Here is a 16,490-nt window from a genome sequence, read left to right as displayed (position 1 = left end):
TCTTATTTAGAAATTACTTGAACGCCTTTGTAGTAACCATCTGCAGTCACGTGGTGACGACGATGAGTCTCACCAGATGTTTGGTCTACAGTTAAAGTTGGACCACTGATCGCATCGTGTGAACGGCGCATGCCGCGTCTTGCACGAGACTTCTTGCTCTTTTGTACAGCCATAGTCTTCTCCTAAGAATCTTTCTTAAGTTGTTTCAAAATATCAAATGGATTTGGTTTATCATCTTCCGCTTTTAAAACACCAAAGCTGGCAGGCTTTGCTGAATAACTGCATGAAGCTTCGTTGTGGGTAGGCACTAATGGAATTGCTAAAAGCAGTTCGTCTTCGATTAACTCAAAAACGTCTATTTCACCATTTTCATCAAGTGCTACTTCATCGTAGACTTCTGGAAGATCATCTGACTCTGCATCCAAACCGACTGGCGAATACACAAAGTCTTGATCCAAATCCAACCCTAAATCACCATTACAACGTTGACAAGTAACCGTTACGTGTGTGGACAAATTGCCGCTTATCACAACCAAACCTTGCTCATCATTCTTGCAATGAATTTTTACCGCTATTTCACCTACTTCTTCCTGGATTACTTCCCGTAAACGGGTCAGTTTCTCAAGCTGAACAATACCGTCATAACTTAAACGATGTTGGGCTGCTTTACCTGGATGAAGAGTGATGGGAATTTTCACCTTTTGCATAGGGGCTGCATCATATAGATAGTTACTTAGTTAGTCAAAGTAAAAAACCATTTTTAGCTGGTTTTTCGCGATTCATTTCTTTGTTTTAGCGACGGATCTGATTTATCCTAACTCAATCTGATTTTCATTAGGAAAGCCATCCGTGCAGCACCGTCTTATTTTAGCCTCAAGTTCACCTTTTCGTCAGGCTTTATTGCAAAAATTTAATTTACCATTCGATACCTTCTCACCAGATATTGATGAGTCACCATTAAACAATGAATCTCCAGCGCAATTAGTTACACGCTTAAGCGAATTAAAAGCGCGAGCAGCCCTAAGCCATTTTCAGCATGGCTTAGCCATTGGCTCGGATCAAGTGGCCGTATTTAATGGGCAAATATTAGGGAAACCACATACTAAAGAAAATGCCATCAAACAACTTAGCTTATTCAGTGGTAATACAGTGACCTTTTTAACCGGTTTATCTGTATATGATATTAAAAGTAACATTATAGAAACCGTTGTTGAGCCTTTCGAGGTGACATTTAAACATCTATCACTTGAACAAATTAGTGCTTATTGTGACGCAGAGCAACCGTATAACTGCGCGGGCAGTTTTAAAAGTGAAGGGCTCGGAATTTGTTTATTTGAAAAGCTCAGCGGCGACGATCCAAACAGTCTGATTGGCTTACCATTGATCAAACTCAGTCAGTTGCTGACCGAGTTTGATTTTGATGTTTTAAGCAATCAAACTAACGATTGACTAACAATGTCCTTAGTTGCTGATAGGAATCAACCGTTGCAATAGGGGTAAATTCGCTAAGCTGTTGCGCATTGTGTACCCCCATAGTCACGCCAAGGCGGTCAATATTGGCTGCTTTTGCCATCGCCATATCTATTTTAGTGTCCCCAATCATCAGCGCATCTACATGCCTAATGTTAAGCTCTACCAGCAATTGCAATAGCATATCAGGTGCAGGTTTTGACAACGCATCATCACTAGTGCGAGTTGCAACAAAGTAATCCCTAAGTTGTGTTTCATCAAGCAAACGCTCAAGCCCTGCACGACTTTTCCCCGTTGCTACAGCCAATAACACCCCTTGGTTTTTTAAAGCCGTTAAAGTGTCTACCACATCGGTAAACAATGGAGTTGGCGTTACATCAACAAATTTATACTGATGTTTATAAGCTACAATCAAATCAGTATGTACCGTGCTATGTTCAGGAAATAAACTCGCAACAGCATGCTCAAGAGACAAACCTATAATATTTTTTGTCGCCTCATCACTCGGTGCTACAACACCACAGGTTAATGCAGCTTGGCGCATACAGTTAACGATTTTAGGCACCGAGTCCATTATGGTGCCATCCCAATCAAATATGACTAATTTATATGCTGTCATGATTTAGCGGCGCGCAAGGTTTTAATACAATTGACTAAAGCATTATCTAGTGGGGCTTCAACACGCATAGTAGTTTCGTTTTTAGGATGATAAAAACTCAAGTCATGTGCGTGTAAAAATAAGCGATTTAAACCAATTTTACGCATCGCAGCATCAAACGCTTGATTGCCGTATTTATCATCACACGCAATCGCATGACCACGGCACTGAGTATGAACACGAATTTGGTGTGTACGCCCTGTAACAGGCGATGCCTGCACGAGTGAGCACTCATCAAAACGCTCCAACACTTTAAAGCGCGTATGAGACGGCTTACCTTCGGTATTATTAACACGTACTATGCGTTCACCTGATTGTAAGGTGTTTTTTAATAACCCTTCAGTAACGTTTTTATCTTTTGAGTCCCACTGTCCATCAACTAGCGCCCAGTAGTTTTTTTCCATGGTTTTTTCACGTAACTGTTCATGTAAGCTGGTTAACACTGAACGGCGTTTAGCTATCAATAAGCAACCTGAGGTATCTCTATCTAAACGATGCACCAATTCTAAACTACGTTCATCAGGGCGAAGTACACGTAACGCTTCAATTAAGCCATAGCTTAAGCCGCTACCACCATGAACGGCCATGCCCGAAGGTTTATTAATCACCATCAAGTATTTGTCTTCAAATAAAATGGCATCTTCAAGTTTAGTAACAACATCCAGATTTTTAGGCACAAACTCTTCGCGCTCAGCTACCTTGATTGGTGGCACACGCACGATGTCGTTGAGCTGTAATTTATACACAGGTTTGATGCGCTTTTTATTTACACGCACCTCGCCTTTACGAAGAATTCGATACACAGCGCTTTTAGGCACCCCTTTTAAATGGGTAATAAGAAAGTTATCAATCCGTTGACCTAAATGGTCTTCGGTAATCGTGACGAAAGATACTTGTAAGCCGGTTTTTTCTGACATTGCCTAATCACTGATTTAAGTAAAATAATTTTAGTTGCTAACACAGTTGTAATAGTGGGATAATCACCGACGCAAATATGTATTTGCAGATAACAACGGTGCTTTTTAACACATTAAGACATTCGTGATGCACATTCTGGGTAATTGATCATACAGATCCGAGATAAGTTTTCCAAAGCTTTTATACATACCCAGTTTACACGTGCGTTCAATTAACTCCGATGCGTGTAATATATCGCCAGTTAAGTTGAGCACGAAGTGTTATTAAATGTTGATGAAAAAAGCAATTTGAACAGATAATTTGTCTGATCGTGACGGCGTACGATACGCCGTTCAGCAGATGTACTGTAAAACACCTAAGTTTATTTAATAAATGGTCGACTCTGGACAGAACTCGAATACGTCACTGTAAAAAACAGCCGATAGTTTTGACACCATAATAGAATTTAATAACGTAACATGACGTTATTGTCAGCCAGCACCATAAAGATACTTAAGGTACAAATACAGTACCAAGCTCCCCCACAGATCCAGTCGTGAGACTGTACAAAAAGAAGCGATGGAGCAACTGAACAGGCGAAAAGTTTCGTCATGTCAGCGACATAAACAGTAGAGTAACAATATGAAACGTATGCTAATCAATGCGACGCAGCAAGAAGAAATGCGCGTAGCACTGGTTGATGGCCAGCGCCTGTATGATTTAGATATCGAAAGCCCGGGTCACGAACAAAAAAAAGCCAATATTTATAAAGGCAAAATCACACGTATCGAACCGTCATTAGAAGCAGCCTTTGTTGATTACGGCGCTGACCGTCACGGATTCCTACCATTAAAAGAAATCGCCCGTACTTACTTCCCACAAGGCTATACTTTCCACGGTCGTCCAAATATTCGTGACGTGATCAAAGAAGGTCAAGAAGTCATTGTCCAAGTTGACAAAGAAGAGCGTGGCCAAAAAGGCGCAGCCCTGACCACTTTCATCAGTGTTGCCGGTAGCTACCTTGTTTTAATGCCTAACAACCCTCGTGCTGGCGGTATTTCTCGTCGTATCGAAGGTGATGAGCGTACTGAACTTAAAGAAGCACTAAGTCGCTTAGAGCTGCCTAAAGGCATGGGTTTAATCGTACGTACCGCAGGTGTTGGTAAATCGTTTGAAGAACTAAACTACGATTTAAAAGCTCTATTAGTACACTGGGATGCCATTCAACAAGCATCAGACAGCGGTAAAGCCCCCTTTTTGATTCACCAAGAAAGTAACGTAATCTTCCGCGCTATCCGCGATTATTTACGTCGTGACATTGGTGAGATCCTGATTGATAAAGCCCGTGTATTTGAAGAAGCAAAAGCACACATTGAGCGTTTTCGCCCTGACTTCATGAGCCGTGTAAAACTTTACCAAGGTGAAGTACCACTGTTCACACATTATCAAATTGAAAGCCAAATTGAGTCAGCATTCCAACGCGAAGTGCGCCTTCCTTCTGGTGGTTCAATTGTGATAGACCCAACTGAAGCCTTAACTTCTATCGATATCAACTCATCAAAAGCCACTAAAGGCGGCGATATCGAAGAAACAGCGCTTAACACCAACTTAGAAGCAGCAGATGAAATTGCACGTCAATTACGCTTACGCGACTTAGGTGGTTTAATCGTTATCGACTTTATTGATATGACGCCACCGCGTCACCAGCGTGAAGTAGAAAACCGCTTAAAAGATGCGGTTCGCCCTGATCGTGCTCGAGTACAGATTGGTAAAATTTCTCGTTTTGGTTTACTTGAAATGTCACGCCAACGCCTACGCCCTTCACTTGGTGAAGCAAGCCAAGGCCCATGCCCACGTTGTAGTGGTCAAGGTACTATTCGTTCAAATGAATCGATTGCATTGTCAATCCTACGCTTAATTGAAGAAGAAGCGATTAAAGACAATACCTCACAAGTTAATGCACAAGTGCCTGTAGCAGTAGCTTCATACTTGTTAAATGAGCAACGTCGTAGCGTACACCGTATTGAAAAACGTCACAGCTGTGATGTGGTGATCATTCCAAATCAACACATGGAAACTCCTCACTACGAAGTAATTCGTTTACGTAAAGATGAGACCATTGAAGCAGCAAGCTACGAGCAAATCACAGCACCTGAACCAGAAGTATACGAAACATCTAAAGCACCAACGGTTGCAGTACGTGAAGAGCCTGTACTAAAAGGTGTGGTTATGCCATCAACACCGGCACCACAAGCTCAAGCAAAACCTGCGGCACCACAAGCTGCTGCGGTGCAACCGCAAGTAAGTTTATTTACTGCCATTGGCAATTGGTTCAAGGCTTTATTTGCAACACCTGCTGAGCAAACTGAAAATAAAGAGCAACAGCAAAAATCAGCTAACGAGTCGCGAAATAATCAGCGCCGTAATAATGATGGTGATTCTCGTCGTCGCAATAACCAGCGCCGTCGTAATAATTCACGTGGTAAATCACAAAACGAGCGAGCAGACCGTACTGCTGAAGAGACACCAGCAACAGCAAACAACGAGCAACAAGAAAGAAACGACAACCGCAATAAACGTCGTCGTAATCCTAATTCTCGTAAACGTAACGACACTCGTAACGATGACAACAAAGTTACCGCAGCAAAAACAGAGGCAAAAGCAGACGTTAAAGACACTACGCAAGCTAAAAATGTAGCTGTTGACACACCTGAGCAGAAGCCTAAAGTTCGTCGTCAACGCCGTAACTTACGTAAGAAAGTGCGCCTGCAAGATGAAAATGCACCAACCGTTGAAACAACAAACGAAACAGCTAAAGCTGAACAACAAACGGCACCTGCTGTTACTGAAAAACCAGCTAAGCCAGTTGTAGAGCAACAGGATGAAGTAAAAGCAGTCGCTGAAACAACTCCTGTAGACGCACCTGAGCAAAAAGTTGAACACACAACTTCGAGTGAGCAAACGGCACCTAGCGAACAAGACGCCACACAAACTGATGAAGAGCAAGGTCAAACACGTACACGTTCACGCCGCTCACCACGTCATTTACGTGCTGCCGGTCAGCGCCGTCGTCGCCCTGAGGGTGAAGAAGCTGCACCAACACAAGGTACACAACCGCCAGCATTTATACCGGTAGCCGACCAAGCTGCTGCTGAATATGAAGCTGAGTTAAAAGCAAAGCAAGCCGCTGAAGCTGGTGAAACAACTGTTGCTGAAGAAGTTCCTGTTGTTGCTGAACCTGCTGCCACAACTGCACCAGAAAAGGTAGTTGAAGAAGCACCTGTTGTTGCTGAACCAACTGCTGAAACTGCGCCAGAAGAAGTTGCTGAAGAAGCACCTGTTGTTGCTGAACCAACTGCTGAAACTGCACCAGAAGAAGTTGTTGAAGAAGCACCTGCTGTGACTGAACCAACTGCTGAAACTGTACCAGAAGAAGTTGTTGAAGAAGCACCTGCTATTACTGAACCAGCGACTGAAACGGCACCAGAAGAAGTTGTTAAAGAAGCATCTGTTGTTGCTGAGCCAACTGCTGAAACTGCACCAGAAGAGGTTGTTGAAGAGGCATCTGTTGTTGCTGAACCAGCGACTGAAACGGCACCAGAAGAAGTTGTTGAAGAAGCACCTGTTGTTGCTGAGCCAGCAGCTGAAACTACACCAGAAGAAGTCGTTGAAGAAGCTCCTGTTGTTGCTGAACCAGCTATTGAAACGGCACCAGAAGAAGTCGTTGAAGAAGCATCTGTTGTTGCTGAACCAGCTATTGAAACGGCACCAGAAGAAGTCGTTGAAGAAGCGCCTGTTGTTGCTGAGCCAGCAGCTGAAACCGCACCAGTGGCAGAGAAAGAGCCTAATGCAAAACCTGTGACACACACTAAAACAGTGATCGCCTCAGGTAAAGCAAGTGCACCGATGGCCCAGCCGACTCCAGTTGCAGATAGCGACGTGTTACATACGCCAAAAGCGATGGCTCACGACAAACGTGAAGTTATTCCTGATAGTGGCTTACGTGCCGGCTCTATCAAGCCTGCGGGACGTGCAAGCGCTGCAATGACTAAAACCATGAGTGTCGAATAACACTCTTGAAATAGCTTAAAACACACTAAAAAGCCGCGTTAATGAAAATTAACGCGGCTTTTTGTTTCTCATACTCTCTTTTCTCTAATTAAGCCAAGCTTTTGCTACTATTTTACTTATACCAATCGTGTTAAGTTACTGACCATTTATAGCGACAGATAAATACAGTGATAACAAGGCATAAATTTTGACATGTAGTTGTTCTCGGCAATTGCTCCTGCATTGCTCTACCTCCTGCATCCATGCAGTCGTACATGAAAAATTTATAACGCAGTTAGCGCTTTATTTAGCCCGCTAGAATGGTTAAATATTTAAGTCGATTGGTATTAAACTGATCACATGTTTTTAAGTGATCAATGCGCCACCATTTGGGTAAATTCGAAATATAAGAATGAGACTGCGGGATGAAACCTTTACAATTGGGTAAATCAAATGTTCCGAGTGCAAGTGCTAATGTCGGCTTATCGTCAATTGCACCTATTGTACTCCCACACTCTGAACAAAAAGCGCTACTTGAGTACTCAGATGAACGCCATAACTTTGATGAGCCTCCAGAGCCGGTCCACTGTATTTGCTCTTTTGATAACTCAACCCAAACTTGAGTCAACGATCCTGAATGACGCTGACATTGTTTAAACCCTATTTCAGTTTCTTTTTTGGGTCAATAATTTTAATAATAGTTAAGCTAATTCACAATAAAAAGACACTATATCGCGACAAGTCTTATCCCTATTAAAATTAGCAGCGATCATTTCTACTAATATAGTTTTTTGCTAACACAGCGAAAACATACCCACCCACTGCACCTGCAATCAGTTGTGCATAGAACCCCCAACCTCTGGCACCTGCAATAATCGTGATATTCATAATTGACTCAATGGCCACTAAAGCAACTGCAAACGCCGTTACTCCAGCGATAACAAATAGTTGAATGCCATATTTAGGGTGTTTTCTGTACACTAGTCCTGTAACTAAAAATGCGAACGCAAGTGCGACGGCAATTATTGCACCATAGGTTGGTAATAACCCGAGCCAATCATCAAGCGTTAAATTAACACGATCATTAAAGCTTATCTCTATACCCACATTAACTAATTGATTGACAACATATTGACTATGAAACAAGCTAGCAAGTGTGAATGTAAGTAACCAGGAAGCTAAAAATGAAGGCAACAAACGTGTTAAAAATGGCATGGTTATCTCAACTTAAAATGAAACGTTTTATCCACATTAGCAAAGGCGTAAGCTGTAAACAATCTATCTGTTGTATTACCCTTGTTTGGGCTTTTGCGTTTTCAGTACACGCAGGCTCAACATTACCCATAAAACAATACAGCATTGCCCCCCTTGCAACCGAGCTTAATTCTCCTTGGAGTATGGTTGAACTACCTAATGGCACTTGGTTAATCACCGAGCGTGACGGCCATGTAGTAATAATAAAAAACAACCAGTTATCAAGAGTTAAACTGCCCCTTGAAGGATTATATGTTGCCGGCCAAGGTGGTTTACTCGATATTGTGTTATCGCCTGACTACAGTGAATCCCATGAAATTATTTTTACCTACGCACAAGGCGAGTTAGCCGCAAATCGGCTCGTAATTGCTAAAGCGACCTTTAATGGCACTGATTTTTCTCAGCCTAAAATTATTTATCGCGTTGCAACAGATAAAGACACACCACAGCATTATGCTGGCCGCGCCTTAGTATTGCCCGATAACACCTTATTATTTTCAAGTGGTGATGGCTTTGACTATCGAGAGCAAGCGCAAGTTATCACCAGCCAATTAGGTAAAGTATTACGCATTAATTTAGCTGGTAATGTGCCCAGCAATAACCCATTTAGTGATCATGAAGACCTCGCCGCTCAGGTTGTTTTTTCACTCGGCCACCGCAACACCCAAGGCCTAGTGTATGATTATGACACCCAGCAAATAGTCAGCCACGAGCATGGCCCAGCTGGTGGCGACGAACTAAATTACTTAACCGCTGGCACTAATTACGGCTGGCCTGTGATCACCAACGGAGATGATTACTCACAAGCACGTATATCACCGTTTAGAGAATACCCTGGAATGGCTAAACCAACGGTTGATTGGACGCCCTCAATCGCCCCATCAGGCATGGCGTATTATGGCTCAAAGCATTTAGCTTTTCCGTCACTACAACAGCATGTGCTAATCACTACGCTGGTCGATAAAAAACTCTACGGCGTTAATTTAGCTAACGGTGAGTTTATCCAGTCTCATATATTCCCTGAGGTTAATGGGCGTTTGCGGGATGTATTTGTGACAACAGAGGGAAATATCGCAGTGTTAACTGATGGCAAAGAGGCTAAGTTACTGCTGATAAAGCCAAAGTGATTAGGCCGGCTTAGTTTCATGTTTTACGCTGTCACGGTCCTTATGTGTGTTTGCCGTAAGCTACTTGCTTAACAGCCACATCGACAGACGAATTAAACGAACTTGCTTATTGATTTAGGTTCACAAGGTTTAGCGTCATTGAGAAATATTTGGATCAATAATCATTACGGAGGGTGAACCGCCCATTGCACTTCCTATCAATAAAAAACGCATGATGGGATCTGGAGGTTAGAGGCCTCCCGGCTACCCGGTTAACTGCCATATTCGCCATTTAGAACATCACTGAAAAATGGGGTTAATTTACTAAATCCTGTTTCAGATTTTTATTGCTCTTGCGCTTTGTCCTTAAACCTTTCTAACTATAAGCTAATCATGGCTAAAGACGATTCCTACACGATGAATTGCACACCGAGTTAATCTCATAACTCATTATTTCTGTGCTTAGACTCTGAACCATGAATCTATGACCTTAATTCATAATAAAAAAGCCGCTGTTCGTTACAAACAGCGGCTTCTCTTAAAGCTTAAAACTTACAGCTCCAAAGAACTTATTTAATCACTTCAAGTCCGTTCATATAGGGACGAAGTACTTCTGGTACTACAACTGAGCCGTCGGCTTGTTGGTAGTTTTCTAAAATCGCAACCAGTGTACGGCCAACCGCTAAACCTGAACCATTGAGTGTATGTAATAACTCTGGTTTTTTCTCACCAGCACGGCGAAAGCGTGCTTGCATACGACGTGCTTGGAAGTCGACCATGTTTGAACATGATGAAATCTCACGGTAGGTATTTTGCGCTGGTAACCAGACTTCTAAATCGTAGGTTTTAGCAGAGCCAAAGCCCATGTCGCCCATGCATAAAATCACTTTACGGTATGGCAGTTCTAACGCTTGTAAGATTTGCTCAGCGTGACCTGTTAGCTCTTCCAATGCTTGCATTGAATCTTCTGGTTTTACAAGTTGTACAAGCTCTACTTTATCAAACTGGTGCTGACGGATAAGACCACGGGTATCACGGCCGTAACTGCCCGCTTCACTTCTAAAACATGGCGTGTGCGCGGTTAAACGAATGGGTAAGTCTTTTTCATCATAGATTTCGTCACGAGCACTGTTGGTCAGTGGTACTTCTGCTGTTGGAATTAAGCTAAAGCCTTCTTGCTCTTCGCCGTCATCGTTCACTAACCCTTTGGTGTGGAATAAATCTTCAGCAAACTTAGGTAACTGACCTGTGCCATATAGGCTGTCGCGATTTACTAAGTACGGTACGTACATTTCTGTGTAGCCGTTTTTGTCTGTGTGCGTGTCTAGCATAAATTGTACTAGCGCACGATGCATGCGTGCTGTTGCACCACGCATTACTGTAAAGCGAGAACCGGTGATTTTAACACCCATTTCAAAATCAAGGCCGTTTAAGTCCTGACCTAAATCAACGTGATCTTTTACTGCAAAATCATATTTTTTAGGCTCGCCCCATGTTGAAATTTCAACATTTTCTGACTCGTCCGCACCTGCTGGTACTGATTCATCGGGTAAATTAGGGATCGCTAAAGAGATTTGCTTAAGCTGCTCTAATATTTCATCTTGTTCAGCTTTAACGCTATCAAGTTGGGCGCCTAAGTTACTTACCGCGTCTAATAACGGTTGTGCATCTTCGCCTTTTGCTTTTGCTTGGCCAATCGCTTTGGAGCTGCTGTTACGCTCACTTTGTAATTCTTGTGTTTTTACTTGTAGTGTTTTGCGTTTTTCTTCAAGTGCGCTGACAGTCGCAGTATCTAGCTCGTAGCCACGTGCAGCTAAGCGCGCCGCTGTTTGCTCGAGATCTTGACGTAATAATTTAGAATCTAACATGTTAGTTTTTTAACCTTTTTGCATTACCAGCTGAAGGCCCAGCCAAGCCATAAAAATACACACCGTCACATTTAAGACGATATTGAGGGCCATTTTAAAAAAGTGACCTTGTTGTAATAACAACAACGAATCCATTGAAAATGTCGAAAAGGTGGTCAAAGCACCTAAAAAGCCAATTCCTATAAGGGTTTTAGCGGGGCTTGCGGTGATAATTTCACGCTCTATCAAACCGTACAATATGCCCATCAACAATGAACCAAGAATATTAACTGCCAACGTGCCAAAAGGGAATCCCCTGCCCAGTAGTTTTAGCATGGTTTCGCTAATAAAAAACCGTAAGCAGGCACCGGATGCTCCCCCTGCGGCAATCATGAGGTAAATCTTAAGGCTTGTCATAGCGTTTTATGTCACTGTGTTGATCGCGCTCTTTAAGATAGTCGAGCTTTTGTTTAATTTTTTGCTCTAAACCACGTTCAGTCGGAAAGTAATAACGTTTATCGGCAATTTGCTCAGGGAAATAGTTTTCGCCTGCGGCAAACGCACCTTCTTCATTGTGGGCATAACGATATTCAGCGCCATAGCCCAAGTCTTTCATCAAATTGGTAGGCGCATTGCGTAAATGCTCAGGCACCGGGTAGCTCGGCTCATTTTGCGCATCCAGCTTGGCTTGGTTAAACGCCGCATACACAGCATTACTCTTGGGTGCACTGGCTAAGTAAATAGTTGCTTGGGCAATGGCTCGCTCGCCTTCTGAAGGCCCTACTCGTTGGAATATATCCCACGCGTTTAGCGCCACTTCCATTGCTCGAGGATCTGCATTGCCTATGTCTTCTGTGGCTATCGCCAATAACCGCCTTGCAACATAGAGAGGATCGCCACCACCGGCTAAAATACGGCAATACCAATACAAAGCGCCATCTGGTGAGCTACCACGCACAGACTTATGAAAAGCTGAGATCAAATCGTAAAACTCATCACCGCCTTTGTCATATTTCGCTAAGTGAGTTGGCAGTACTTGGCTAAGTACGTGTTCATCAACCAGATACTGGCCGTTTTGCTCAATCGTTAAGTCAATCGCTTGTTCAAGTAGGTTGAGAACTTTACGGGCATCCCCATCACTGGCTTGGCACAACGCTTTTTTAGCGTTGTCAGCAAGCACTATGGTTTTATCTTTTAGTTCGGCATCATGTACTAGAGCACGTTCAATAACATTGTGAAGATCAACTTCTTGTAGCGATTTAAGCACATACACACGAGCGCGGGATAAAATTGCGTTATTAAGCGCAAACGATGGGTTTTCGGTGGTGGCGCCTACAAATATAAAGGTGCCGTCTTCAATATGCGGTAAAAAAGCATCTTGCTGAGATTTATTGAAGCGATGTACTTCATCAACAAACAATAACGTACGTTGTCCACGCCCTTCAAGGTTATTACGCGCTTCACTCACCGCATCACGAATATCTTTAATACCTGCGGTAACTGCTGACATTTGGATCAGTGCAGCATCAGCGTGATTAGCTATAATTTGCGCTAAGGTGGTTTTACCAACACCTGGCGGCCCCCATAAAATAAGGCTATGGCACCGCCCTGCTAAAATGGCTTGGTAGAGTGGTTTATCTTGGCTTAATAAATGTTGCTGGCCAATATATTCATCTAAACTGGTTGGTCGCATGCGCGCCGCAAGTGGGCGCACATCAGGGCCAAAATTAAAGCCTAAATTACTCACTGAAATTATTCGCCTTGGCTTTGGTCATCTATTTCAACACCTTCAGGAATACTAAAGTCAAAGGTTGAATCAGCTAAACTTTCGTTTACTTTGGCATCACTAAACGTAAAGGTTGATGATTGTCCTGAACTGTCTTTGACTAATAGTTTTGCTAGGCCTGTTTGATCTTTTGCAAATACAATGTCTAGTTGTTCAACTTGGCTTTCAACGCCTTGGTTAGGAGTAACACTAAAACCCGCCGCGGTGGCTGTTACTTGATACTTTTGCCACTGCGCAGGATCTTTAGACGTGAGTAATACAAACGGCGTTGAATCAATCAAGCTGTGCGTATTCATAATCGTAACTTGCTCTGCGAAGCTGTCAAAGTAATACGTTTTATCGCCATTTGAGACAAATAAAGTGTCATCGGGGCTAGCTTGCTGCCAACGGATCATCATTGGCTGTTGTAAAGCAATCGTGCCCTTACCTTGCATTATTGACTGACCTTGGTCGTCATTCACTTGCTGCTCAAATTGTGCTTGAAAGCTTTTTAATCCAGCAAGTTTGTCTTGTAATGCTTGGCTGTCGTCTGCATAGACAGAGGCTGATAACAGACAGCTGATCGCCATAGCTAAATAGTTAATTTTTTTCATTTAATTTGCTCCACCATTGGGCACTAAAACATCACGGGCACCATTATGGCCTGGTGCGCTCACAATACCCGACGTTTCCATTTGTTCAACCAACCGCGCTGCACGGTTATAACCAACACGCAATTTACGCTGTACACTTGAAACCGATACTTTACCTGTTTCAATTACAAATGAAACAGCCTCATCATACAGGGGATCTGATTCTTCATCTGCGTTTTCGCTCGCTTCACCCGGAAGTAATATCTCTTCCGTCGCATCGCCATTAAGAATTTCGTCTATATAATTTGGTTTGCCGCGTTTTTTCCAATCATCAACAACGGCATGAACTTCATGATCATCCACAAACGCGCCATGAACACGCACCGGTACGCTAGTACCTGGCGGTAAATACAACATATCACCCATGCCTAATAGATTTTCGGCACCTTGTTGATCCAATATAGTGCGTGAGTCAATTTTACTTGAAACCTGAAACGCCATCCGTGTTGGTATATTTGCTTTTATTAAGCCAGTGATAACGTCCACCGATGGACGCTGCGTAGCCAGTATTAAATGAATACCAGCGGCACGGGCTTTTTGCGCGATACGTGCAATCAGCTCTTCAACTTTTTTACCAACAATCATCATCATGTCAGCAAATTCATCAATAACGACAACAATACTTGGTAGTTTTCCTAGCTCATCTGGGCCGTCTTTCATACCATCGGTGTCTTTGAATAATGGATCTAAAATCGGGTAACCCGCTTCTTTAGCTTCCATTACTTTTTGGTTATAGCCTTTTAAGTTACGTACACCAAGAGCCGACATTAGCTTGTAACGACGTTCCATCTCGCCGACACACCAACGCAGTGCATTAGCGGCTTCTTTCATATCAGTGACCACTTCACACAACAAATGTGGGATACCTTCGTATACTGAAAGCTCCAACATTTTTGGATCTATCATGATCATCCGTACATCATCAGGGCCAGATTTATATAGCAAGCTTAATATCATCACATTAACGCCCACTGACTTACCTGAACCGGTTGTACCCGCTACCAATAAGTGGGGCATTTTACCTAAGTCAGCACAAATTGGCTCACCGGCAATGTCTTTACCCAATACCATGGTTAAAGGTGATGGGTTTTGCTCAAACTTAGGTGCATCTATCACTTCTGATAAACGTACTATTTCACGGTGTTTATTTGGCAGCTCAATACCTACGTACGTTTTACCTGGGATCACTTCTACTACGCGCACACTGACCGCAGATAGCGATCGAGCCAGATCTTTCGCAAGCCCAGTAATTTTAGACACTTTAATACCTGGCGCTAAATCAAGCTCAAAACGAGTAACAACAGGACCAGGATAAACACCTACAACGGCCGCTTGAACGTTAAAATCAAGCAACTTGGTTTCAACTAAACGCGAGACTGCTTCAAGTTCTTCTGGAGAAATTGGGTTTTTCGCTTTGTCTGGCCTATCAAGTAAATCAAGCGTTGGCATCGGTGTACTTGGTGGCTGTTCTTCTAATAATTGCTCAAACTTTTCTTTTGCTGTTGGCGGCGGTTGATAAGTGCTCTTAGGCTTTGGCATCGGTCGCGCTGGAGAGACAACGGTTGTAACTGGTTTTTCTGGCTCGGCAACATAACTTTGATCCAGTGCATTTAAAGCTGCTGCGGTATCCATTGGCTCATCATCAATAGCACTGAAATTAATCTCTTGATCGAGAATATCATCTAGGTCATCAAATGCTGGATGTGAGTCTTGATAATCGGAGGCTGTGTTCGTATTGCTCGTTGCTACTTTACTTGTTTCAGTAAAGTGAATCGACGGAGTCTCTTTTGCGGCTTTTGGTTCATCAATTACAGGCTGCTCAGTGGTTACAGTTGTATTTGCTGCGCGTTCACGCTGCAACCATGCTTGCAGATGATCAACCATAAAATGATAGCTACGCATAATCCAATCACCAATGAAGTCAACAAATTGCACCCAAGACACACCAGTTAACAAGGTTAAACCAGCAAAGAAGAAGCACAATAATAAAATAGACGTACCCGTAAAATTAAATGCCGGCATCATGGCTGAGGCGATCACATCCCCTACTACCCCACCGGAAGAAAAATTATAAATATCATCGAAATTAATACTGCTGATAGCAGTTGCTGAGGTAATAAATAACGCAAAGCCTATTACACGTAATGATAAGGTTGTGTAATCAAGCTGAAATATCTTATGCGGTTGCTTAAATAATAAATAGCCGAAGATTTGGATTGCAGCCGGCACTAAATAAGCCAGCCAACCAAATGTAAGTAATAAAATATCAGCAATCCACGCGCCAGCGGCCCCAGTTATGTTTCTTACATTCTCATAACCTGTTTGCGACCAACTAGGATCTGCGGGATCAAAGCTTATCAATGCACACAAAATAAATATGGCGGCAAAGGTGCTGATTATCAAACCGGTTTCTAATAGTCTTTGTACACCGTTTAGGCGCATAACTCGCTATTCCTCATTTTCTTTGTACTTCTTTGTACTCTTTTGTTAGCAATGGAATACCTTAGCAGGAAATACTTTTTGTTGCACTTTATCTTATACGCTAACTGCTTACTTGATTATGAACGAGTTTTTATCATTCGCGCATGTATCAATAATACAACTTATAACAATCGTGTTAAGTTACTGACCATTTATAGCGACAGATAAATGGCGTGATAACAAGGCATAAATTTTGACATGTAGTTGTTCTACATGAAAATTTATAACGCAGTTAGCGCTTTATTTAGCCCGCTAGAATGGTTAAATATTTAAGTCGATTGGTATTAAGTCGTTACTAAAAAATGGCGC

General features: G+C 42.7%; 14 protein-coding genes. 3 read left to right on the top strand and 11 right to left on the bottom strand.

The annotated features are described in order from the left end of the window. Window positions 1-2 precede the first annotated feature (2 nt). Together rpmF and yceD are read right to left on the bottom strand one after the other, a co-directional pair. Window positions 3-173, bottom strand: a complete 171-nt coding sequence (rpmF, locus tag KAN5_RS04235) for a 50S ribosomal protein L32 (RefSeq protein ID WP_002962381.1) — start codon at window positions 171-173, stop codon at window positions 3-5. A gap of 9 nt (window positions 174-182) precedes the next feature. Next, window positions 183-707 (bottom strand): 23S rRNA accumulation protein YceD, encoded by a 525-nt coding sequence (gene yceD / locus KAN5_RS04230; RefSeq protein WP_016707444.1) that lies wholly within the window; start codon window positions 705-707, stop codon window positions 183-185. Window positions 708-849: 142 nt separating this feature from the next. On the opposite strand from yceD, the gene KAN5_RS04225 reads away from it, so the two are divergent. Continuing rightward, window positions 850-1,449, top strand: coding sequence for a nucleoside triphosphate pyrophosphatase (locus KAN5_RS04225; RefSeq protein ID WP_016707445.1), 600 nt, complete (start codon window positions 850-852; stop codon window positions 1,447-1,449). Here KAN5_RS04225 and KAN5_RS04220 read toward each other — a convergent pair. Both KAN5_RS04220 and rluC read right to left on the bottom strand, forming a co-directional pair. Beyond that, window positions 1,439-2,089: an HAD-IA family hydrolase gene (locus KAN5_RS04220; protein ID WP_016707446.1), complete on the bottom strand. Its 651-nt coding sequence runs from the start codon at window positions 2,087-2,089 to the stop codon at window positions 1,439-1,441. The genes KAN5_RS04225 and KAN5_RS04220 overlap by 11 nt on opposite strands. Beyond that, window positions 2,086-3,045 carry a 23S rRNA pseudouridine(955/2504/2580) synthase RluC gene (rluC, locus tag KAN5_RS04215; protein ID WP_016707447.1) on the bottom strand — a complete coding sequence of 320 codons (960 nt, stop codon included), beginning with the start codon at window positions 3,043-3,045 and terminating at the stop codon, window positions 2,086-2,088. The genes KAN5_RS04220 and rluC overlap by 4 nt, the downstream gene beginning before the upstream one ends. 622 nt (window positions 3,046-3,667) lie before the next feature. On the opposite strand from rluC, the gene rne reads away from it, so the two are divergent. Then, window positions 3,668-7,096: a ribonuclease E gene (rne, locus tag KAN5_RS04210; protein WP_244390571.1), complete on the top strand. Its 3,429-nt coding sequence runs from the start codon at window positions 3,668-3,670 to the stop codon at window positions 7,094-7,096. A gap of 286 nt (window positions 7,097-7,382) precedes the next feature. Here rne and KAN5_RS04205 read toward each other — a convergent pair whose 3' ends face one another. Beyond that, window positions 7,383-7,703, bottom strand: a complete 321-nt coding sequence (locus tag KAN5_RS04205) for a hypothetical protein (protein ID WP_244390570.1) — start codon at window positions 7,701-7,703, stop codon at window positions 7,383-7,385. 131 nt (window positions 7,704-7,834) lie between these two features. Further along, window positions 7,835-8,290, bottom strand: coding sequence for a hypothetical protein (locus KAN5_RS04200; protein ID WP_138555861.1), 456 nt, complete (start codon window positions 8,288-8,290; stop codon window positions 7,835-7,837). On the opposite strand from KAN5_RS04200, the gene KAN5_RS04195 reads away from it, so the two are divergent. Continuing rightward, window positions 8,275-9,456, top strand: a complete 1,182-nt coding sequence (locus tag KAN5_RS04195) for a PQQ-dependent sugar dehydrogenase (protein ID WP_244390924.1) — start codon at window positions 8,275-8,277, stop codon at window positions 9,454-9,456. The genes KAN5_RS04200 and KAN5_RS04195 overlap by 16 nt on opposite strands. A 548-nt stretch (window positions 9,457-10,004) precedes the next feature. On the opposite strand, the gene serS is transcribed toward KAN5_RS04195, so the two are convergent. From serS to KAN5_RS04170, 5 genes are read right to left on the bottom strand one after another with little or no spacing between them, the layout of a single operon-like run. After that, window positions 10,005-11,303 (bottom strand): serine--tRNA ligase, encoded by a 1,299-nt coding sequence (gene serS / locus KAN5_RS04190; protein WP_016707453.1) that lies wholly within the window; start codon window positions 11,301-11,303, stop codon window positions 10,005-10,007. A gap of 9 nt (window positions 11,304-11,312) precedes the next feature. Then, window positions 11,313-11,699 carry a fluoride efflux transporter CrcB gene (gene crcB, locus KAN5_RS04185; protein WP_029216040.1) on the bottom strand — a complete coding sequence of 129 codons (387 nt, stop codon included), beginning with the start codon at window positions 11,697-11,699 and terminating at the stop codon, window positions 11,313-11,315. After that, a complete protein-coding gene (locus KAN5_RS04180) occupies window positions 11,686-13,029 on the bottom strand; it encodes a replication-associated recombination protein A (RefSeq protein WP_244390569.1) in 1,344 nt (447 codons plus the stop codon). Before KAN5_RS04180 ends, crcB begins: the two co-directional genes overlap by 14 nt. Window positions 13,030-13,034: 5 nt before the next feature. Beyond that, a complete protein-coding gene (gene lolA, locus KAN5_RS04175) occupies window positions 13,035-13,661 on the bottom strand; it encodes an outer membrane lipoprotein chaperone LolA (protein WP_244390568.1) in 627 nt (208 codons plus the stop codon). Further along, window positions 13,662-16,142, bottom strand: a complete 2,481-nt coding sequence (locus tag KAN5_RS04170) for a DNA translocase FtsK 4TM domain-containing protein (protein ID WP_244390567.1) — start codon at window positions 16,140-16,142, stop codon at window positions 13,662-13,664. It abuts the gene before it with no gap. Window positions 16,143-16,490 lie beyond the last annotated feature (348 nt).

The sequence above is a fragment of the Pseudoalteromonas sp. KAN5 genome, assembly GCF_022846535.1.
Classification (GTDB): Bacteria; Pseudomonadota; Gammaproteobacteria; order Enterobacterales; family Alteromonadaceae; genus Pseudoalteromonas; species Pseudoalteromonas haloplanktis.
This window is presented reverse-complemented; position numbering and strand designations above follow the sequence as displayed.